Source organism: Streptomyces sp. NPDC002701 (assembly GCF_042889045.1).
GTDB lineage: Bacteria > Actinomycetota > Actinomycetes > Streptomycetales > Streptomycetaceae > Streptomyces.
In genome coordinates this window covers 669,883-690,975 of sequence record NZ_JBIAQL010000002.1, presented here as the reverse complement: position 1 = coordinate 690,975, position 21,093 = coordinate 669,883, and the positions used below count along the sequence as shown (strand labels likewise).

The window sequence follows — 21,093 nt, the reverse complement described above, 5'->3', positions numbered from 1 at the left end:
ACGTCCGGTCCGGGTGTCCCGTCCCGGACAGCCGTGTCGGTCAGCTCGCGAGGCCGGCCGCCGACAGCCACTCCTTCGCGACGTCGGAGGAGTCCTCCTTGTCGTTGCTGATCTTCTTCATCATCTCCAGCAGGTCCTCGGTGGTGAGCTTGGCCGAGATGGCGTTCAGCGCCGACCTGGCCTTGTCGTTCACCGCGGACTTGTAGACGAGGGGCGTGATGTTCTGGGAGGAGAAGAGGTTCTTCGGGTCCTCCAGGACCACCAGCTTGTCCTCGACGATGGCGGGGTCGGTCGTGTAGAGGTTGGCCGCCTGGACCTTGTCGTCCTTGAGCAGCTTCACCAGGGTGCTCTGGGCGCCGGCGTCCAGGGGCTGGAACTTGCCGAACTCCACGCCGTAGACGCTCTTGAGGCCGACGCCGCCCTGGGTACGGGTCTTGAACTCCGAGCCGGCGCCGATGGTCAGGTCCTTCGCGACCGGCTTCAGGTCGGCCAGGGTCTTGAGCTTGTACTTCTCGGCGGTCTCGGCGGTGACCGTGACCGAGTCCTTGTCCTCGGCCGCCGCGGAGTCGAGTATCTCCACCGACTTCGGGAGCTTCGCCTTCAGCTCGGCGTTGATCTGCTCCGTGCTGGTGGCGGTGCTCTTCTTGTCGACCGCCACGGACAGCAGCGCGCCGTTGTACTCGGGGAAGACGCCGATGCCTCCCTTGACGACCTGGTCGTAGTAGACCTCGCGGGCCCCGATGTCGAACTTGCGGGTCACCTTCAGGCCCTTGTCCTCCAGGGCCTGGGCGTAGATCTCGGCGAGCAGCTGGTTCTCCGGGAAGTTGGCCGAGCCGACGACGATGGACTTGCCGCCCCCGCTGTCGCCGCTGCTGCCTGTCAGCGGATTGTCGTCGCCGTCGTCGCTGCCTCCGCAGGCCGACACGGTCAGGGAGAGCGCGGCGACGAGGCCGAGGGCGGCGGCACGGTATGTGGCTTTCATGGATGTTCCCTTTCTCAGGTACTGCTCAGGTCTCGGGTACTGCTCAGGTCTCGGGTACGGCTCGGGTCTCGGGTACGGCTCGGGTCTCGGGTACGGCTCAGGACTTGGTCGCCGCGGGCCGCAGCCCCGGCGAGACGACGGCGCGCCGCAGCGCGGTGAAGACGGCCTGGACGACGAGCGCCAGCGCCACGACGACGGCGGAGCCGCCGATGACCAGTTCGTAGTCGTTGCGCGAGAGCCCGTCGACGATGAAGCGGCCCAGGCCGCCGAGACCGGGGTACGCGGCGACGGTGGCCGTGGCCACCACCTGGATCGCGGCGACGCGCAGGCCCAGCAGGATCAACGGCAGTGCCATCGGCACCTCGACCTTCAGCAGGACCTCCCAGCCGGTCATGCCCATCCCCTTCGCGGCATCCCGCGCGTCGGGGTCGACACCGCGGACCCCTTCGAAGGTGTTGATGAGGATCGGCGGGACCGCCAGCGCCACCAGGGCGACCAGGACGGGGGTGGTACTGAGTCCGGCGAGGGTCACGACGAGGACGACCAGGCCGAAGGTGGGGATCGCCCGTGCGAGGTTCGCGACGCTGGCGACGGCGAACGCGCCGCGGCCGGTGTGCCCGACCAGCAGTCCGAGCGCCAGGCCGATCAGTGTCGCGAAGAGCAGGGACAGTCCGCTGTAGGTGAGGTGCTCCGCGAGCCGGTGCGGGATGCCGTCGTCGCCGCGCCACTGCTGGGACGACGTCAGCCAGTCACCGACGAGCTCGATCTGGTTCAGGAGATCGTTCACGCCTTCGCCCCCTTGCCGCGTGCCCAGGGTGTGAGCAGCCGTTGCGCCAGGACGAGCAGCGCGTCGGTGACGAGGGCCAGCAGCATGATCAGTACGGTCGCGGTGATGATCGGGGTCGGGAAGTCGAGCTGGAGACCCCGGGTGATGTAGTAGCCGAGGCCGCCCTGTCCGATCAGCTGTCCCACCGCGACGAGGCTGATGGAGGAGACGGCGGCGACGCGGACACCGGCGACGACGACGGGCACGGCGATCGGCAGTTCGACCTGGACGACCCGGCGGACGGTACTGAATCCCATCGCGGTGGCCGCCTGCCGGACCGGGTCGGGGACCGAGGCGAGTCCGTCCACGACGTTCGGTATGAGCACCGACAGCGTGTAGAGGGTGAGCGGGATCATGACCGTGCGTTCGGTGAGCCCCGTGTAGCGGACGAAGATCATGAACAGGGCCAGCGACGGGATGGAGTACAGGACGTTGGCCACGGTCAGGGTCGGCGGGTAGACCCACCGCCAGCGGTGGCAGAGCATCCCCAGCGGCACGGAGATGATCAGTCCGAACAGCACCGGCAGGAGGCCAAGGCGCAGATGGACTCCGGTGTAGTGGGCCAGCTCACCGAGATGGTCCCCGATCCACACCCACCGTATGAGCGGCTCCCCGTCCCTCATCGCTCCCCACCACCCACGCCTGCGCCTCCGGCGTTCCCGGTACCGGCGCTCCCGCTACCGGCCTGGCTGCCGCCCTGCCCGGATTCGGAGCCGCCGCCCCCGTGCGCACCACCGCCGGGACGAGCCCCGTCTGTTCCGGCCGCGCCGGCCGCCTCGGGCGACTCGTCCGTGCCCGGCCCCTCTCCCGCGCCGGGCGTCCCGGCCGCGTCGGCCGACTCGCCCGACGGCGCGGCTTCCGCCCTGTCGGGCGGCCCGGCTTTCTCTGGTGTCTTGGCAAGCCCGCCCTTGGTGGGCGCCTCGGTGGGTATGCCCGCCTCTGGTACCTCGGCCGCCGCAGGCGCCGTAGCGCCTACCCCTCCTCCGGGTGCCCCGGCCGTCGCCACAGGCGTCTCGGCTGCTGCCGCCCCGCCGGACAGGACGCCCGCCTCGGCCGTCCCGTCGGCAGTGACCGCAGCCTCGGTCGTCCCGTCGGCGGGCGCCGGAGACCCGGCTGTCCGGTCGGCGGGCGCCGGAGCCCCGGCCGTCGGGCCGGCGACCGCGGGGGCCCCGGCCGTCGCGCTGCCGGTCGCCGGAGCCCCGGCCGTCCCGTCGGCGGGCGCCCGAGACCCGGCCGTCGGGCCGGCGACCGCGGGGGCCCCGGCCGTCGCGCTGCCGGTCGTCGGAGCCTCGGTCGAGGGGCCTGCGGTCGTCGGAGCCTCGGGCGGTGCGGCCGTCGTCTTCGGGGTACCGGCGGTCGCGTCGGTGACCGTCGAGGCCCCGCCCATCGCCGCCGACAGCTCGTACGCGTCCGCGACCCCCGCGACCCTGCCCTCCGCGTCCACGCCCACCGCGAGGCGGGAGGGGGACAGGAGGGCCGCGTCGAGGGCGGCCCGGGCCGAGTCGCCGACCAGGCTGAACGTGTGGCCGAGCGGAGCGAGCTCCGCGTCCGCCAGCGTGCCGGCGGCCGGGAGACCGGCGACGGCGGCCCAGCCGAGCGGCCGCCGCGCGGCGTCGACGGCGAGCACCCAGGGCTCGTCGAGCCCCCGAGCGGCTGCCACGGAAGCGGTCACCGGCAGCACCGGCCCCTCCCGCAGCGGCAGCCCCGACGCCTGGACGAAGGAGAGCCGGCGGATGCCCCGGTCCTGCCCGACGAAATCGGCCACGAAGTCGTCGGCCGGATGCGCGAGCAACCGCTCCGGCGTGTCGAACTGCGCGAGCTTCCCCCCGGTCCGGAACACCGCGATGTGGTCGCCGAGCTTGATCGCCTCGTCGATGTCATGGGTGACGAACACGATCGTCTTGTGCAGCTCTTTCTGCAGTCGGAGGAACTCCGCCTGCAGTTCCCCCCGCACGATGGGGTCGACCGCGCTGAACGGCTCGTCCATGAGCAGCACGGGCGGATCCGCGCCCAGCGCCCTGGCCACCCCGACACGCTGCTGCTGCCCGCCGGAGAGCTGGTACGGGTAGCGCTTGGCCATCGTGGCCGGCAGCCCCACCAGCTCCAGCAGCTCGGCCGCCCGCGACCGGGCCTTCTTCTTGCCCCAGCCGAGCAGCAGCGGCACGGTCGCCACGTTGTCGAGGACGGTCCGGTGCGGGAAGAGCCCGGCGTGCTGGATCACATAGCCGATCCCCCTGCGCAGCTCGGGGGCGGCCACCTCCCGTATGTCCTGGCCGCGCAGGCTGACCGTGCCGGCCGACGGCTCCACCATGCGGTTGACCATGCGCAGGGTCGTCGTCTTGCCGCAGCCGGAGGGACCGACCAGGACCGTGAGGCCGCCCTCGGCCAGCTCCAGGGACAGTCCGTCCACCGCTGTCGTGCCGTTGGGATAGTTTTTGCTCACCGCGTCAAATCTGATCAAAGCTGCCCCTTACCCGACTGCATATCGTCATGCAGAGTTGTTCGTGACTGAATTACAGTCAATCCCCTTTTGTAAACGGGGCGTTACGTTCGTCCGAAGAAAGTGAGAGGACGCCCGTTATGACCGCTCTTGACCCTGTTCTGTTCACGTTCCTGAACGGTTCGGACATCGAACAGCTGGAACTGTCCGACACCGAGGTGCTCGACGCCGTCGAACAGGGACTGCTCGCCCAGGGTCGCGGCGAGACGGTCATCGAACCACGGGTGCATCTCACACCCGACCCCGCCTTCAACGGCCACTTCAATGTCCTGCGCGGCTATGTGGCCCCGCTGGGCATGGCCGGAGTCAAGATCGTGGGCGACTACGTCGACAATTACAAATCGGGTCTGCCCTCCGAGATGGCCCTGCTGAACCTCTTCGACCCGCGTACGGGCATGCCACTGGCCGTGCTGGACGCGACCGCGATCACCGAGATGCGCACGGGCGCGCTCACCGCGCTGGGGGCCCGGCACCTGGCCCGGCCCGATTCCAGGGTCCTCGGTCACATCGGCGCCCGCGCCACCTCGTACTGGAACGTCCGCCTGCTCGACCGGATCTTCGACCTGGACGAGATCCGCGTCCACTCGCGCCGCCCGGAGAGCCGCGAGGCGTTCGCGGAGCGGCTGCGGCGCGATCTCGGCAAGCCGGTGGTCGTCACCGACGACTGGAGGTCGTGCGTCGAGGGCGCGGACATCGTCGTGGAGGCGTCCCGCCTGGCACGGCCCGAGCCCCTGCTGAGGACCGAGTGGATCGCGCCCGGCGCCCTCGTCGTCCCGTACGGAACGATGAGCGCGGTGGAGATCGATCTCACCGACATCATGGACAAGATCGTCGTCGACGACTGGGGCCAGTGCCGGTCCGGGCCCTTCGGGTCGCTGCGCGCGCACGTCGAGTCGGGCCGGCTCAGCGAGTCGACCCTGCACGCGGAACTGTGCGAGATCGTCGTCGGTGACAAGCCCGGCCGTGAACGGGACGACGAGACGGTTCTCTTCTGGCACCGCGGCCTGTCCCTGTCCGACATCGCCCTGGGCGCGGCCGTGCTCGCGAAGGCCGGGGAGCGCGGACTCGGGCAGAAACTGCGGTTCTCATGACGGCCCCCTACCCCGCCGATCCCGAACCAGTGATCCCCGATCCCGAACCAGTGATCCCCGATCCGGCCCCGGTGATCCCGGGACCGATCATCCTCGACGGACGCACGCTGACCGTCCGGGACGTGGCCGCCGTCGCCCTGCACGGGGCCCGGGTCGTCCTCGCGGACGAGGTGCTTCCCCGGCTGGCGCGTGAGCGCGCGGTCGTGGACGACGTGGTGGACCGCGAGGTGCCGACGTACGGACTGACGACGGGGCTCGGCAGCCGCTCGTCGTACGCGCTGCCGCGCGAGGAGCTCGCGCGGTTCAGTGTGCGGACGGTACGCGGCCGGGCCAACGCGGTCGGGGACCCACTGCCCGTCCCCGTCGTACGCGCCGCCCTGACCGCCCGCGTCAACGGTCTGGCGGGCGGCGGCAGCGGGATCAGCCCGGGAATCGTGCCGTTGCTGGTCGACCTGCTCAACTGCCACGTCCATCCGCTGGTTCCCGAGGTGGGGTCGATCGGCGCCTCGGACCTCAACCAGATGGCCCATGTCGGCCTCGTCGTCATCGGCGAGGGCCGCGCCGAACTCTCCGGCGAGGTGCTCGACGGTGCGGAGGCCCTGCGGCGGGCCGGGCTGGCCCCCGCCGGGCTGGGCCCGAAGGACGGGCACGTGCTGTGCAGCGCCAGTCCGCTGGCCGCCGGCCACGGGGGCCTCGTCCTGCACGAGGCGGCCACCGTCCTCACCCTGGCCCAGGCGGTCACGGCACTCACCTTCGAGGGCTTCCGCGCGAACACCGGCCCGCTGGACGCCCGGGTGCTGGGGCTGCGTCCGGCACCCGGGCAGTCCCGGGCCGCGGCGGAACTGCTCGCGCTCCTGGCCGGCGGCGACCTCACCGGCCCCCGGCACGCGCGCCGCGTCCAGGATCCGATCAGTCTGCGCTGCGCGGCCCAGGTGCACGGTGCGCTGCACGCCGCGCTCGACTTCGCCGGCGCGGCCCTGTATCCCGAGCTCAACGGCAGCGGCGACAACCCGGTGGTCCTGCCCGGCACAGATCCGTATCAGGCGCCGAATCCGGACACCGGTACAGACACGGATGAGATCGCCGGTGAGATCCTCTCCTCCGGCAACTTCCACACCCCCGCCCTCGCCCTGGCCCTCGACACCCTCGCGCTGGCGCTGACGCAGACCGCGGCCCTCTCCGCGGAACGCATGCGGCGGCTGCTCGACCCCCGGCTGAGCGGGCTGCCCGCCAACCTCTCCCCCTACGGCCCGGAGCGTTCGGGCTTCGCGCCCCTGGCCAAGACGGCGCAGGCGCTGGTCGCCGAGATCCGCCTGCTGTCGGCGCCGGTGAGCACCGACCCCCGGCACGGCGCGGCCGGGGTCGAGGACGACTCGACCAACGCGGCGCTCGGGGCGCGGCGCCTGTCGACGATGCTCGTCCGGCTGCGGCAGCTGCTCGCCGTGGAGGCCGTGGCCGCCGCGCAGGCCGTCGACCTGGCCGCGCCCGCCGCCCTCGGGCACGGGCCGGCCCTCGTGCACCGGGCCGTCCGCACCCTCGTCCCGCCCCTGGACGACGACCGTCCCTCCGGGGCGGACGTGGACCGGGTGAGTGAGGACGTCCTGGGGTCCGACGAGGTACGAAGCGCGCTGCGCGCCCTGACGGAAGGAGCTTCGTGACCAGCGTCGACGTACACCAGCATCTGTGGACCGACTCGTTCGTCGCGGCCCTGCGAGCGCGCGCCGAGCCGCCGTTCCTCGACGGCTGGACCCTGCACACCGCGGGTGAGCCGCCCTACGAGGTCTCCCGCGCCGATCACGATCCGGCGCGGCGGGCCGAACTGGCGGTCGCCGACGGCCTCGGCCGGGCACTGGTCTCGCTGTCCTCCCCGCTCGGCGTGGAGTGGCTGCCGTCCGGGGAGGCGCGCCCGCTGCTCGACGCGTACCACGAGGACGCGGCGGCGCTGCCCCGGCCGTTCGGCGCCTGGGCCGCCGCCTGTGTCCGCGACATCGACGCCGAGGTGACGGCCGGGTACCTGGACCGCGGCTTCGCCGGGCTCCAGCTCCCGGCGGACGCGCTGGCCGACGCGGTCGGTTACGGGCGGTGCGCCCCGTTGCTCGACCTGCTGGAGGCACGCGGCCTGCCCCTGTTCGTCCACCCGGGTCCCGCCGCCGACGCGGCCCCGCGGCCCGGCTGGTGGCCCGCGATGGTGCCGTACGTGCAGCAGATGCACGCCGCCTGGTTCGCGTTCCGGGCGTTCGGGAGGCCGCGCCATCCTCGGCTGCGGGTGTGCTTCGCGCTGCTGGCGGGTCTCGCACCGCTGCACGGCGAACGCTTCGCGGCGAGGGGCGGGGCGGAGGGCCGCAAGGAGGTCGATCCGGACGTGTTCGTCGAGACCTCATCGTACGGTCCGCGCGGCGTCGAGGCGGTCGTCCGTGTCCTGGGCACCGCCGCGCTCGTCCAGGGCTCGGACCGCCCCTACGCGGAACCCCCGCGGACCCCCGGCCACGGCCTGGGCGGCGCCGCGGCCTACGCCTTCCGCATAGCCAACCCGAGACGCCTGCTGACCGGCGACAGCTGACGGTCGGAGCCCCGGCGAGACGGCACGGAGTTCCCGGCGATCCGTACCGGGACACGCGAAGGCGGGTGTCCCGGATCTGGGACACCCGCCCTCGGGGCGACGGCACCACCGCCCTGGTCATCGCCTGCCGGCGCTCACACGGCGACCCCGTCGATCTCGAAGGTCTGCACGGAGGCGGCGGCGAACGGCACGCTCAGGCTCTTGCCGTTCAGGTAGGTGTCCGAGCGGGCGGTGTAGAGGTCCCCGCCGCCGGAGGTCAGCGTGCTCCAGCGTCGTACGAGTCCGCCGGTGCCGCCGGTGACCTGGCCGAAGCGGGAGAGGTCGAAGGTGAGGGTCTGCGCGGCGCCGGAGTTGACCGCCACGACGACCAGGCGCCGCTGCGCCGCGTCATGGGCCGCGACGGCGTATCCGGCTCCCGTGCCGAGCACGGTCATGCCCGGCCGGATGTGGCGGCTGAACTGGGCCATCACGTAGTACTTGGTCTGCACGGTGGTCGGCTGCAGGGTGTTCTGGTCGTACGCGATCATGGCCCAGCCGGTGGAGGGGTCCATCACCTGCCAGTAGACCCAGGCGGTCGGGTGCAGCCAGCGGAAGTCCGTGCACAGGTTGTTCGCCAGGGTGAGCCCGGTGCCGTCGCTGTCACCTGTCTCGGAGTTCCACAGCTTCTTGCCGGCCGTCGTGACGACATCGGCGTGGAGGAGGTCGCGGCGGCCGCCCGAGCCCTGGTAGCCGTGCACGTTGACCTGGCTGATCAGCGCCCTGGTGGACGCCCCGAAGGAGTTCCAGGTCGTACGGGCCAGGTCGTAGCTCGTCTCGTCGGACGCCGAGATCCGGATGCCGGACAGACCGCGCTTGTCCAGCTCGCTGCGCAGATGGGGAAGGACGGCCGCCTGGACGGAGGCGTCCATGTGGCAGCCCTCCTGTGTGCCCGTGGCGGTCCACCAGCTGGACGAGGGCTCGTTGAACGGGTCGACGGTCGCGAAGTTCACGCCCCAGTTGTTCTTCGCGTACAGGGCGACGGCGGCCAGGTGGGAGGCGTGCTGGCGGTGGTTCCAGGACTGGAGGTTGTTGCCGCCGCCGGACGCGCCGGACGGGTTGTGGTTGAGGCACATCCACCACATGGGCGAGTTGGCGAACAGCTCGGTGACGGCGCCGCGCCCGACCGCCTTGACCAGGGCGGCGCGCTGGTTGGCGTCGGCCGTCCAGTCCCAGGTCGAAGAGGTGGGGTCCTCGTTGTTCCAGTCCTGCCAGTAGCCCTCGATCTGCTTGAACGCCGGGATGTTGGGCGAGGCGACCATGCTCTGGCCCCCCACGCTGTTGGGGCTGCACGCGCCGAGGTTGTAGCGGGCGATGTTCATGCCGAGGCCCGGCAGGATCCGACCGCCGTACGCCACGGACCTGGTGGTGAAGAAGAGGTCGGCGAAGTCGTCACGCGCGCCGAACACGTTGGCCCACCAGGCGAGAGAGGTGCCCCAGCCCTCCCAGCGTCCGTAGGTGGTACCGGGATCGACCGCGACGGTCGCGTCGGCCCGCGCCGTGCCCGTGGCGAGCGCACTGCCCAGCAGCGTGCCGCCCGCCGCCGCCAGCACCGATCTGCGCTTGATCATGAAGTCTCCTGTCACGCTCATGCCAACCTGGTTGAAGGATGGGGCGGCCTCCAGCGGTTGTCGAGGCGCATGACAGCGCTTTCTCTTTCGATAGTTGCGAACAGGAGGGCCCTGCGCGGCCACCGGATCCGAGTCACCGGGCCGGCCGGGCCGAAGGTCGCCGCCACCCGCCCCGAGATGCCGCTCTCCTCCTGCGGGCTGGTGACGGTGACCGTCCAGTAGTACGTGCGATCCGCCCGGATGTCTCGGCGAACGGCACAGCAGTGACAGCAGTAACGGCGTTACGGGACCGCGGTGCTCGCGGGCGCGGCCGGACGGACGTCCGCGTCCGGCGAAGACGTCCGGTCAGGCTTTTCACCTCGGAACGTCCCGGAACATGCCGCGCAGCACCTGAATCTTTCGAGAATCCGGGCCCGCCGTCCTTCGCCCGGGCGGGTGTACCTTTATGGGACGTTACAGAAAGAGGAATGACGAGAATCGACGTTTTCCTGGGGCCCGGTGGTCCTGGTCGACATTGCCCGAGTGTGCGCGGGGACCGAGGCGCGGGAAGAGATGCTGAGTGCGATGGAGACAGATCCACAGGACCGGCGGACACTTCCGCCGCCTCCGGACGACGAGTCCGACGGCCCGGAACCCGTACTCACCTCCGACGGCGCCACGATCGATCAGGTACGGGACTATCTGAAGGTGATCAGCCGGGTCCGCCTCCTCACCGCCGAGCAGGAAGTGGACCTCGCCAGACGGATCGAGGCCGGCCTGTTCGCCCGGTGGCGGCTGGCGGAGGAACCCGGCCTGGACCCGCTGTTCCGGCGGGAGCTGGCGGCGCTCGCCGAGGACGGCGACCGGGCGAAGTCCCATCTCACCGAGGCGAACCTGCGTCTGGTCGTGTCCATAGCCAAGCGCTACACGCGGCGCGGGCTCACGTTCCTGGACCTGGTCCAGGAGGGCAACACCGGGCTGATCCGCGCCGTCGAGAAGTTCGACTACGTCAAAGGATTCAAGTTCTCGACCTATGCGACCTGGTGGATCAGGCAGGCGATTTCCCGTGCCCTGGCCGATCAGAGCCGTACCATCCGCATTCCGGTCCACGCGGTGGAAGCGATCAACAAAGTGGCCAGGCTGCGCCGCGAATTGTTCCAGGAACTGGGAGTCGAACCCACCATGGAACAGCTCGCGGAACAATTGGATCTCCCGGTCGCGAAGATCGTGGAACTCGACGGATACATCAAGGAACCCGTCTCACTGCACATGCCTCTGGGTGAGGAAGGCAGCACCGAACTGGGTGACGTGATCGAGGACAGCGAAAGCGTCACCCCCTTCGACGCGGTGACGTTCCGTCTCCTCAAGGACGCCATCCAGACCGTGCTCTCCCACATGACTCCGCGCGAGGCAGGCATCATCACCCTGCGGTACGGGCTGCTGGACGGCCAGGCCAAGACCCTGGAGGAGATCGGGCAGGTCTACGGGGTCACTCGCGAGCGCATCCGCCAGATCGAGTCCAAGACCATGTCCAAGCTGCGTCACCCGTCCCGCGCGCGGGCACTGCAGGACTACGTGGGCTTCGGCTGAGCCGCGGCCGGCGGCGGGGCCGGTCCCGCCCCGGCCGCCGCTGCCGTCTCATGACGCCGGGTCAGGCGGGTCGTACCACGCTGTGGATCGCCGACTCCCCGGCCCAGTGGATCGACTCCTCGCGGATGGCCGCCCCCGGGCTCGGCGCGTGGACCATCATGCCGTTGCCGGTGTAGATGCCGACGTGTCCGACGGGCCCGTCGAAGAGGACCAGGTCACCGAGACGGATGTCGGAGACGGGAACCATCGTGCCCGCGGTCGCCTGGTCCTGGACGGACCGCGGGAGGACGACGCCGGCGGCCTTCCAGGCGGCCTGGGTGAGACTGGAGCAGTCGTACGAGCCCGGCCCCATCGCACCCCAGACGCACGGCTTGCCGAGCTGTCCGCGGGCGAACTCGGCGGCCCTGGCGCCCTTTCCGCCGTAACCGGGGTCACCGTACCCGGAGGCGGTCACCACGGGGTGGGTCTGCATCGGAGTGGTCACCAGCGGAGTGGTCACCACCGGACCGGAGAGCGCAGCAGCCTGCATGTCGGCGGCGACTCCCGCGGCGATGGGCGTGCCCGCGTCGATGTAGAGACCTGTGCCGGTGTACTGGTCGGTGCCGGGGTACATGCCGCCGCCGGGGTTCGGGGTGACGGCGAGCAAGTCCGGGGTGACGGCGAGCGGGTCGGGGAGACCGGAGTAGGTGCCCGTACCGGCGTACAGGTCCGTACCGGGGTACGTCCCCGTGGCGGCGTACATGTCCGTGCCCACGCGCAGGTCGGTGCCCGGGCGCAGGTCCGTCCCGGTGTACGGAGTACTGGGCGCGTACAGGTCGGGGCCCGCGCCGATGGACGGCTGCTGCCAGGAGTCCGTCCCGGTCAGGGGATGAACCGGCTCCGCGGAGGGGCGCCAGGCGGTCTCGGCCGGCGGGGGCGCGATCGCCGCGACGGGTGCGCCGCGCCGGGCGACGTGGTCGGCCAGGAGCTCCCGGGCCCGGCCCAGCTTCCGCTGGTTGCGCTGCTTGGACGTCCGCAACGACGCCTGTGACGGCTCGGCGGCCGGACCGGGCCGGGCCCTGCCGGACGCCCCGCGCTGCGCCGGTACGGCCGGCAGCGCGGCGACGGATCCCGCGGTCGACCCGGCGGGGCCCGCGGTCAGCTCCGCGACGGGCCCGGCGGAACCTCCGGCGGCCGGGCCGGCGGTCAGTTCCAGGACGGGCTTGTCCGGCGCCTCCAGGGCACGGCCGCCCGGGCGTCCGCCGGACTCGGCGGGCCGGGACCCGGCCGTGCCGCGGTCCGGCATCCGGTCGGGCGGCAGCACCGCCGGGAAGACGGGACCCAACTGCGCGCGGCCCACGTCGAACCACTGCTTCGCGACGTCCGGGAGCGGGGCGGATGCCGTGGTGGACCCGCCGCGTCCGGTCCTGTCGCCGGGCGCCGGCCTGCTTCCGGACCTCGGCCTGTCTCCGGACGTCCGCCTCTCCCCGGACGCCGGCCTGGCCGTGTCCCGGGTCACCGCGGACATCGCCCGGGTCACGTTGAAGTTCCCGGTGGCGCTCTCGACCCGGTCGTAGAGGTCGGTGATCCGCCGCTGGACCTCCTCACGGCTCGGCTCGTCCCCCCTCGGGGAGGCGGGGGTGGAGGTGCCGTTCCGGGAGAACTGGTCCACGGAGGTGGGGGCCGCCTTCACGAGGGCGGAGCGGGACATACCGCCGGGGAGGCTGGTGCCTCCGGGGCGCGGCGTTCGTTCCGGCGCGATGGGAGACGACTCCTTCCGTGCACCGCCTGCCGGGTCGGCTGTCGGGTCCGGGCGGACGGTCGTCGGAAGGCGTGCCCAGCGGCCGTTGCCCGCTGGGCGGTTGGGCCGTCTCACCCGAGAAGTCGACAGGACCTCCGGCTCCGGCTGCCGTACGGGCCTGCCGGATTCGGCGGAGGCCGCGCGACCCGGCGGGGTTCACCGGAGGGAGTCGTACGGCCTGCCCGTCAACCTAGCCAACATGTGTGCCTCACGTGAAGATTGATGTGCGAAGTGTCCGATATGTAAATGTGACCTTCGTCGTGCCCAACGCAGACAAAGCCGTTTCGACCACCACACCGCGACCGACCCGTCACTCGGCGCACATCCAGAACCTCCACAGGGGCCGGCGGGCCTTCACAGGTGTCCGCCCGCGAAGGCCCCGCTCCCGTCGCGCTCCTGTGCCCTACTCGAAGGGCGCCAGGAACTCCCGTACGGACAGCGCCCGGTTCACGATGCGGGTGTCGCCCATCCAGCCGTAGAAGCCCTGCCCGAACCGTTCGTCGAACTGTGTGGCACCGAGCACGAACGGCTTGCCGAGGGTGGCGATGCCGGTGGACGGCTGCGACGGATTGCGGGCGATCTTCGAGCCGTCCACGTACATCACCGTGCGGCGCCCGTCGTTGACGAGGGCGATGTGCATCCAGCGGCCCACCGGTACCGCGTGGCTCCATGACGTGGGGTCGGCGTCCTGGCGCTGCGGGTAGACCACGAACTGGAGGAACCGCTCGGGCGAGAGGTTGAGGCTGCAGGTGGGTTCCAGCGGGGACCAGCCCGTGGTCTTGCCCGCGTCCCCGTTGCGGCCCTCCCAGCTGAGGATGCCCATCCAGGCGTGGTCGCCCTCGAAGGGCTCGGGCAGCCGGATGAAGGTCTCGATGGTGTAGCCGCGGAGGAACTTCTCCTTGTTCAGCGCCGCCCCGGCGGACGTCGCCAGGATCGCGCCGCGGTCCGGGCTCTTGCCGCCGTCGAAGCGGAGACTGGCGTGCGCGGGCTGGCCGGGGTGGTGGTCCGCCGACCAGGTGAGGGCGTCGGGGCCGCTCGCGGCGAGCCGGCTCACGGCCAGGTCGTTGCCGTTGCCGGTGAGGTCGCGCACCACGGCCCCGTTCGCGACGGGCTTGCCCGCGGTCCCGCCCGCGGAGGTCCCGGAGGCGTCGAAGCGCCAGTACGCGACCGTGCCGCGCGGCATCACCGCGGACGCGGGACGGGGCTTCGGGGGCACGACGGGCGCGAAGCCCGCGAAGCGCTCGTCGAAGTCGATGTCCAGGCTGAACCGGTCGGCGTCGCCGGTCAGTTCGATGGTCTCGGCCTCCAGCGGCGACCGCTTCCCGGGGTCCCTGGCGAGGAGCCACGGCGAGAAGGTCTCGACGTCGATGACCCCGCGCGCCAGGTCGAAGCCGTACGTACGGATCATGCCGGCGCCGCCGTAGTAGCGGTCCTGGTAGTTGGTGATGTGGACGTGGACATCGTTGTCGGCGTCGTTGCGCAGGACCGTGCGGCCCGGCGGCCAGTAGTGGCCGCCCAGCGCGAGGAAGATCTGGTCGTTGCCGCGGATGAGGTTCTCCCACAGACGCTTGCCGTTGTCCGACAACTGCGCCTTGCCGTCGTCGTCCGCCCAGGCGATGTCGTGCGTGGTGAGGACGGCGGGCAGGGTGGGGTGTGCGTCGAGGACGCCCTGCGCCCACCGCACCCCCTTGTCCGAGATCCGCCAGTCGAGGGCGAGGACCAGCCACGAGCGGTCCGCGGCGGTGAGCACGTGGTACGTGTTGTAGCCGTCGGGCGAGGCGCCGCGGTAGGTCGGCATGGACTTGTAGCGGGCGGGCCCGAAGGCGGCGAGGTACGCGGAGTCGCCCCGCTGGTCGTCCCCGGAGCTGATGTCGTGGTTGCCCGCCAGGACGCTGTAGGGCAGCTTGCCGTGCAGGGTGCGGAAGGTGTCCGCGGCGCGTTCGATCTCGTCCTCGGTGCCGTGCTCGGTGACGTCACCGAGGTGCGTCATGAAGGCGATGTTCGCCTCGCCCCGCTCGGCGACCAGATGCCGGAAGGCTTCCCGCAGGGGGGCGGGGTCGGTGCTGTCCGCGTCGAAGAGGTACTGGGTGTCGGGGAGGACGGCCAGCACGAAGCGCGGGCTCCGCGGGTCGAACCGGCCGCGGTCGGCCGCGGCGGAGGAGGCGGCCTGCGCCGGCGCCTCGAAGGCGGCGACCGCCGCGCCGGCCACCGGCAGGGCGGCCGCGGCCCGCAGCAGCGAGCGTCTTTGCAGGGGGTTCTGTCGTTCTGCCGCAGTCATGGACACTCCGTAGGACGGGACGTGACGGGAGGGGAAGCGACCGGGCGGAACCGGTCGGCAGCCCGTACGCTCCTCACCCGCCACAGCCGGGCGATGGCGGACAGTTGAACAACCGCCGTCACGTGCCGCACAAAAGCGATCAGCGGGCCCGCCGTCTCCGGCGGACCCGCTGATGAACCCTGTCGGGACGACAGGATTTGAACCTGCGACCCCTTGACCCCCAGTCAAGTGCGCTACCAAGCTGCGCCACGTCCCGATGCGCCTCGTCGCGGTGAACCGCGTGATCGCGCGGACAAGACCTTACCGCACACCGGGGGCTGCTCCGTAGACGGCGTGGCAGGGGGGACAATCGGTGCATGAGCAGCACTTCTGACGACGGGCGGGACCGGGACACGGAGGGGCGGGCGCGCAACGCGCGGCCCCGGGACGGGCTCGGGCGGCCCCTGCCGTACGGGACGGACGGGGTCGAGCGGCAGCCCGAAGGGGTGGTGCGCGCCCCCGAGGACACGGTGACCGAGGCGCAGGCGCTGCTGGCGGCGGGGAAGCCGTTCCACGCGCACGAGGTCTTCGAGGACGCCTGGAAGTCGGGTCCGGACGAGGAGCGGGGGCTGTGGCGCGGTCTCGCCCAGCTCGCGGTGGGGCTCACGCACGCGGCCCGGGGGAACGTGACGGGCGGCGCGCGGCTGCTGCGGCGGGGTGCCGGCGCGGTCGAGGAGTGGAGCGCGGAGTCCGGGGTCGCGCGTCCCTACGGCCTGGCGCTGGCCGAACTCGGCGGCTGGGCGCGTGAGTTGGCGGACGTCGTGGAGCGGGACCGGGCGGCCGTGGACGCGGTGGTGTGGGCGCCCCGGTTGCGTGGGGGCGACGCCTGAACCGTTTCTCCCGGATCAGGCCGGACCGGGCCGCTCCCGGAGCGGGTGCGGTGACCGCGTCGGCCGGGTCGTGCGGCAGACTCGGGGCGTGCGAAAGATTCATGTCATCGGCATCGGTGCGGGCGATCCCGACCAACTGACCCTGCAGGCGGTCAAGGCGCTGCGGAGCACGGACGTGTTCTTCATCCTGGACAAGGGCGAGGTGAAGGCGGATCTCGTGCGACTGCGCCGGGACATCCTGGCCGCGCACCTGCCGGCCGGCTCGTACCGGACGGTGGAGGCGCGCGACCCGGAGCGCGACCGGGCCGCGGGGGGTGCGGGCTACTCCCCCGCCGTCGGGGACTGGCGCAGCGCCCGCGCCGGGATCTACGAGCGGCTGATCGCGGAGGAACTGGACGAGGACGAGAGCGGGGCGTTCCTCGTCTGGGGCGACCCGTCGCTGTACGACAGCACTCTGGGCGTCCTCGAGGAGGTCCTGGAGCGGGGTGCCGTGTCGTTCGAACACGACGTCGTGCCAGGCATCAGCAGCGTCTCGTCCCTGGTCGCCCGCCACCGCACGGGCCTGAACCGGGTGGCGCGCCCCGTGCAGATCACCACGGGCCGCCGGCTCGCCGAGGGTTTCCCGGCGGGGGTCGACGACGTGGTCGTCATGCTGGACGCCCATCAGACGTTCCAGCGGTACGCCGGCACCGGCGAGGACATCGACATCTACTGGGGCGCCTATCTGGGCACCCCGGACGAGATCCTCGCCTCCGGCCCACTGACGGAGACGGCTCCCCGCATCACGCGGCTCCGCGAGGAGGCCCGGCGGCGCAAGGGCTGGATCATGGACACGTATCTGCTGCGCAGGCATCCCCGGGAAGAGGGCACGCCCGGGCAGGACTGAACCGGGCGGTCCGCGGGCTCGTGACGGCGGACGCACCGCACCCCCGTGCGGACGGCCCCGCATGCGTCCCCCGTCGGCCGGTGTGAAGCTGACGCGGTGACGATCACCGACAGCGCGGGGGCGCCACCCGCGCAGCCTCCCGTGCTGGACAAGCGCCGCCGCAACGTCGTCTTCGTGACGATCATGCTCGGCATGCTGCTGGCCGCGCTGGACCAGACGATCGTGGGCACGGCGCTGCCGACCATCGTGTCGGACCTCGGCGGCGCCGAGCACATGTCGTGGGTGGTCACCAGTTATCTGCTCGCGGAGACCGTCGCCACGGTGCTGGTCGGCAAGTTCGGTGACCTGTTCGGCCGCAAGGTCGTCTTCCAGGCGTCGGCGGTCGTCTTCATCACCGGCTCGTTCCTGTGCGGGCTGTCCTCGAACATGCTGCTGCTGATCTCCTGGCGGGCCATGCAGGGCATCGGCGCGGGCGGTCTCATGGTCACCGCGATGGCGCTGATCGCGGACGTGATCCCGCTGCGGGAGCGCGGCAAGTACCAGGGCGCCATCGGCGCGGTGTTCGGCGTCGCCACCGTGATCGGTCCGCTGCTCGGCGGTCTCTTCACCGACCACCTCACCTGGCGCTGGGCGTTCTACGTCAACGTGCCCATCGCGATCCTCGTCGTGGTGGCCGCCGCCCGCACGATCCCGGTGGTGAAGTCGCGGTCCCGGCCGGTCATCGACTACCTCGGCATCGCGTCGGTCGCGATCGGCGCCAGCGCGCTCATCCTGGCGACGAGCTGGGGCGGCAACGAGTACGCCTGGGGTTCGCCCGTCGTCATCGGCCTCTTCGCCGCCGGTGTCGTGGCCCTCGCGGCGTTCTGTCTGGTCGAGACCCGCGCGGCCGAACCCATGCTGCCGATGCGGCTGTTCGGCAACCCCGTGTTCACGGTCTGCTCGATCCTCAGCTTCATCGTGGGCTTCGCGATGCTCGGCGCGATGACGTTCCTGCCGACGTACCTGCAGTACGTGGACGGCGACTCGGCGACCGTCTCCGGCGTACGCACCCTGCCCATGGTCGTCGGCCTGCTCATCGCGTCGGTGTTCAGCGGCAACGTGGTCAGCAAGACCGGCCACTACCGGGTCTTCCCCGTCGTCGGCTCACTGGTGATGGGCGTGGGTCTCTATCTGCTCTCCCTGATGGACAGCGGCACCAGCACCTGGCTCTCCTCGTTCTACATGTTCGTGCTCGGCGCCGGGATCGGCCTGTGCATGCAGGTCCTCACGATCGCCGTGCAGAACACCGTCGAGTACACCGACCTGGGCACCGCGACCTCCGGCGTCACCTTCTTCCGTACGCTCGGCAGTTCGTTCGGTACCGCGGTCTTCGGGACGATCTACGCCAACACGCTGAAGCCGAACCTGAGCGACGGGATCGCCGAGGCGGCCCGGACGAGCGGCACCGACCCCGCGGCCGTCACCGGAGCCGCGACCAGTCCGGAAGGACTGCACAACCTGCCGTCGGCGACCGCCGCGCCCCTCGTGAAGGCGTACGCGGAGACGCTGCAGACCGTCTTCCTGTGGACGGTGCCCGTCGCGCTGCTCGGTTTCCTGGTCTCCCTCTTCCTCAAGCAGGTGCAGTTGCGCGACAGCGCGCGGATGGGGTCCACCGACCTGGGCGAGGGATTCGCGACCCCGTCGGCGGCCGGCAGCCGGCAGCGTCTGGAGGCCACGGTCGGGAAGATCCTCGGCGGCACGGGATCCGGCACCATGCGCCGGATCGTCGTCGGGTCGGACACCCGGCTGGACCTCGCGGGGGCCTGGGCGGTGATGCAGGTCGAGCTGTTCACCCGGATGGTCGGTCACGCCAATCTCAACCTGATCGCCGCGCGTCGGCGCCTGCCCCCGGAGGTCCTGGTGCCGGTCTTCCAGCGGATGGTCGACGAGGGGTACCTCACCCGTGCGGGGACGCTGTTCTCCCACACGGAGCCGGGTGCGCGCGAGGCTCGTGTCCTCGGCGAGGCGTGGGGTCGCTGGCTGGCCGACCGGGTCGAGCGGGATCTCGGGCGGCCGTCGGGGGCCGAGCTTCGGGTCGCCGTCGACAGCATCGCCAAGCGGTTGCTGGTGGAGGACCTGACCGAGGACACCCCGGCGGAATCCCAGTTCCCCGCGCCCCCGCAGGGCGCTGGGCGCGGCCCCGTCAGCCGAGGGCCCGGTCGAGGTTGAACGCCGCGCTGATCAGCGCGAGGTGGGTGAACGCCTGCGGGAAGTTGCCCTGCTGTTCGCCGGTGTGGCTGATCTCCTCGGCGTACAGACCGAGGTGGTTGGCGTAGGTGAGCATCTTCTCGAAGGCGAGCCGGGCCTCGTCGAGCCGGCCGGCGCGGGTCAGCGCCTCGACGTACCAGAAGGAGCAGATCGAGAAGGTGCCCTCCTCGCCGCGCAGGCCGTCGGGGCTCGCCTTCGGGTCGTAGCGGTAGACCAGCGAGTCGGAGACCAGGTCCTCGGTGAGCGCGTCCAGCGTGGAGAGCCACTTCGGGTCGGTGGGTGAGATGAACTTGGCCAGCGGCATCATCAGGACCGCGGCGTCCAGGACGTCGTCGTCCTCGTGCTGGACGAACGCCTGGCGCGTCGGCGACCAGCAGCGTTTCATGATCCGCCGGTAGATCGTGTCGCGGGTGTCGCGCCAGCGCAGGATGTCCGCGGGCAGGCCCCGGCGGGTGGCCAGCCTGATGGCGCGCTCGATGGCCACCCAGCACATGAGCCGGGAGTAGAGGAAGTTCTTCCGGCCGCCGCGGGTCTCCCAGACACCCTCGTCGGGCTGGTCCCAGTGGTCGCAGACCCAGTCGACCAGGGCGCAGATGTCGTCCCACTGGTCGCTGGAGATCGGCTGGGCCCACTTGTCGTAGAGGTAGACCGAGTCGATGAGGGCTCCGTAGATGTCGAGCTGGAGCTGGCCGGCCGCCGCGTTGCCGATGCGTACGGGAGCGGAGCCCTGGTATCCCTCCAGGTGGGGCAGTTCCCGTTCACGCAGGTCGGTGCGGCCGTCGATGCCGTACATGATCTGCAGGGGGCCGGTGGGGCGGCCGTCGCCGGGGCTGATGTGCCGGGCCGTGAAGGCCATGAACTGCTCGGCCTCGCTGGTGAAGCCGAGACGCAGCAGGGCGTACACGCAGAAGGCGGCGTCCCGGACCCACACGTACCGGTAGTCCCAGTTGCGTTCGCCGCCGAGCTGCTCGGGCAGGCTGGTCGTCGCCGCGGCGACGATGGCGCCGGTCGGCGCGTAGGTGAGCAGTTTGAGGGTCAGCGCGGAGCGGTGCACCATCTCCCGCCAGCGGCCGCGGTAGTGGGAGGCGGTCAGCCAGTGCCGCCAGAACGCCACGGTGGCGGCGAACGACTCCTCGGCCTCGGCGCGCGGGCAGCGGCGGGGCGCGACGTCGCCGTTGACCTGGTCGAGGGCGAACACCGCCGACTCGCCCTCCTGGAGTTTGAAGACGACGCTCGCGTCCAGTCCGTCGCATTCGAGGGGTTCCGTGGCGGTCAGCGCGAGCGACAGGTTCTCGGTCTCGAAGACCACCATGCCGTCGTGGAGCCGTGCGGTGTGCGGCTGGGCCCCGTACGCGAAGCGGGGGGCCACGCGCGCGCGGAAGGGGATCGAGCCGCGCACGCACAGCACGCGCCGGATCAGGCGGTGCCGGTCCGCCTCGGTCGTGTCGCCGTCCACCGGCATGAAGTCCTGCACCTCCCCGACCCCGTCCTCGGTGAAGAAGCGGGTGACCAGGACGTTGGTGTCCGGGAAGTAGAACTGTCGGGTGTGGGCCGGTACGGCGGCCGTCAGCTCGAACGAGCCGCCGCGGTCCGCGTCGAGGATCGAGGCGAAGACGCTGGGGGCGTCGAAGGACGGGCAGCAGTACCAGTCGATGGTGCCGTCGGTGCCCACGAGGGCGACGGTACGCAGGTCGCCGATCAGGCCGTGGTCGGCGATCGGGAGGTAGCGGGCGGACGCGGATGCCTGCGGCGGCTTGTGGCCGGGCGGTGGCTCGTGGTCGGGCACCTCGGACATGCGGCAGCCTCCCAGTGGCGGGAACGCGCTTCTGACGGCTTTCAGGGTAGGACCCCGCCGGTTTCGGTAGTGGTGAATCCGCGGCTCCGTTTGGGCTGGTCGC

The 21,093-nt window shown here is 71.4% G+C and carries 13 protein-coding genes, 1 tRNA gene and 2 pseudogenes; 7 read left to right on the top strand and 9 right to left on the bottom strand.

What is annotated here, in order from left to right:
• Window positions 1–40 precede the first annotated feature (40 nt).
• The 4 genes and pseudogenes from ACFYXC_RS07285 to ACFYXC_RS07270 form a co-directional block, all read right to left on the bottom strand.
• Window positions 41–982 (bottom strand): ABC transporter substrate-binding protein, encoded by a 942-nt coding sequence (locus tag ACFYXC_RS07285; protein WP_389547936.1) that lies wholly within the window; start codon window positions 980–982, stop codon window positions 41–43.
• A 97-nt stretch (window positions 983–1,079) separates the two neighbouring features.
• Window positions 1,080–1,769: an ABC transporter permease gene (locus tag ACFYXC_RS07280; protein WP_388905254.1), complete on the bottom strand. Its 690-nt coding sequence runs from the start codon at window positions 1,767–1,769 to the stop codon at window positions 1,080–1,082.
• Entirely contained in the window at window positions 1,766–2,431 is a 666-nt protein-coding gene (locus tag ACFYXC_RS07275) for an ABC transporter permease (RefSeq protein ID WP_388905253.1), read from the bottom strand. The genes ACFYXC_RS07280 and ACFYXC_RS07275 overlap by 4 nt, the downstream gene beginning before the upstream one ends.
• Before the next feature lie 692 nt (window positions 2,432–3,123).
• A pseudogene (locus ACFYXC_RS07270) lies at window positions 3,124–4,269 on the bottom strand (ABC transporter ATP-binding protein); the annotation flags it as partial.
• 119 nt (window positions 4,270–4,388) lie between these two features.
• Here ACFYXC_RS07270 and ACFYXC_RS07265 point away from each other — a divergent pair.
• Genes ACFYXC_RS07265 through ACFYXC_RS07255 form a run of 3 tightly spaced genes read left to right on the top strand, consistent with a single transcriptional unit; the run spans window position 4,389 to window position 7,959 of the window.
• Window positions 4,389–5,399 (top strand): ornithine cyclodeaminase family protein, encoded by a 1,011-nt coding sequence (locus tag ACFYXC_RS07265; RefSeq protein ID WP_388905251.1) that lies wholly within the window; start codon window positions 4,389–4,391, stop codon window positions 5,397–5,399.
• A complete protein-coding gene (locus ACFYXC_RS07260; RefSeq protein WP_389547931.1) occupies window positions 5,396–7,057 on the top strand; it encodes an aromatic amino acid lyase in 1,662 nt (553 codons plus the stop codon). Before ACFYXC_RS07265 ends, ACFYXC_RS07260 begins: the two co-directional genes overlap by 4 nt.
• Window positions 7,054–7,959 (top strand): amidohydrolase family protein, encoded by a 906-nt coding sequence (locus ACFYXC_RS07255; RefSeq protein WP_389547928.1) that lies wholly within the window; start codon window positions 7,054–7,056, stop codon window positions 7,957–7,959. Before ACFYXC_RS07260 ends, ACFYXC_RS07255 begins: the two co-directional genes overlap by 4 nt.
• Window positions 7,960–8,093: 134 nt before the next feature.
• On the opposite strand, the gene ACFYXC_RS07250 is transcribed toward ACFYXC_RS07255, so the two are convergent.
• The gene (locus ACFYXC_RS07250; RefSeq protein WP_389547925.1) at window positions 8,094–9,566 is read right to left on the bottom strand and encodes a beta-1,6-galactanase; all 1,473 of its coding nucleotides are present in this window, start codon (window positions 9,564–9,566) and stop codon (window positions 8,094–8,096) included.
• A gap of 531 nt (window positions 9,567–10,097) precedes the next feature.
• Here ACFYXC_RS07250 and ACFYXC_RS07245 point away from each other — a divergent pair.
• Window positions 10,098–11,135 (top strand): annotated as a pseudogene (locus tag ACFYXC_RS07245) (RNA polymerase sigma factor); the annotation flags it as partial.
• 61 nt (window positions 11,136–11,196) lie between these two features.
• Here the strand turns inward: ACFYXC_RS07245 and ACFYXC_RS07240 are convergent.
• The 3 genes from ACFYXC_RS07240 to ACFYXC_RS07230 form a co-directional block, all read right to left on the bottom strand.
• Entirely contained in the window at window positions 11,197–12,825 is a 1,629-nt protein-coding gene (locus ACFYXC_RS07240) for an NlpC/P60 family protein (protein WP_389547922.1), read from the bottom strand.
• Window positions 12,826–13,318: 493 nt separating this feature from the next.
• The gene (locus ACFYXC_RS07235) at window positions 13,319–15,193 is read right to left on the bottom strand and encodes a LamG-like jellyroll fold domain-containing protein (RefSeq protein WP_389547919.1); all 1,875 of its coding nucleotides are present in this window, start codon (window positions 15,191–15,193) and stop codon (window positions 13,319–13,321) included.
• A 182-nt stretch (window positions 15,194–15,375) separates the two neighbouring features.
• Window positions 15,376–15,449: transfer RNA gene (locus ACFYXC_RS07230), tRNA-Pro, on the bottom strand.
• A 100-nt stretch (window positions 15,450–15,549) separates the two neighbouring features.
• Between ACFYXC_RS07230 and ACFYXC_RS07225 the strand changes: the two genes are divergently transcribed.
• The 3 genes from ACFYXC_RS07225 to ACFYXC_RS07215 all read left to right on the top strand — a co-directional run bounded on the left by ACFYXC_RS07225 (window position 15,550) and on the right by ACFYXC_RS07215 (window position 19,156).
• The gene (locus ACFYXC_RS07225) at window positions 15,550–16,062 is read left to right on the top strand and encodes a DUF309 domain-containing protein (RefSeq protein ID WP_389547917.1); all 513 of its coding nucleotides are present in this window, start codon (window positions 15,550–15,552) and stop codon (window positions 16,060–16,062) included.
• Window positions 16,063–16,150: 88 nt separating this feature from the next.
• Window positions 16,151–16,948 carry a precorrin-6A synthase (deacetylating) gene (gene cobF, locus ACFYXC_RS07220; RefSeq protein ID WP_389547914.1) on the top strand — a complete coding sequence of 266 codons (798 nt, stop codon included), beginning with the start codon at window positions 16,151–16,153 and terminating at the stop codon, window positions 16,946–16,948.
• A 96-nt stretch (window positions 16,949–17,044) separates the two neighbouring features.
• Window positions 17,045–19,156, top strand: coding sequence for an MDR family MFS transporter (locus ACFYXC_RS07215; RefSeq protein WP_389547912.1), 2,112 nt, complete (start codon window positions 17,045–17,047; stop codon window positions 19,154–19,156).
• Here ACFYXC_RS07215 and ACFYXC_RS07210 read toward each other — a convergent pair.
• Complete coding sequence (locus ACFYXC_RS07210; RefSeq protein ID WP_389547909.1) at window positions 19,131–20,990, bottom strand: glycoside hydrolase family 15 protein; 1,860 nt, start codon at window positions 20,988–20,990, stop codon at window positions 19,131–19,133. The genes ACFYXC_RS07215 and ACFYXC_RS07210 overlap by 26 nt on opposite strands.
• Window positions 20,991–21,093: the final 103 nt, after the last annotated feature.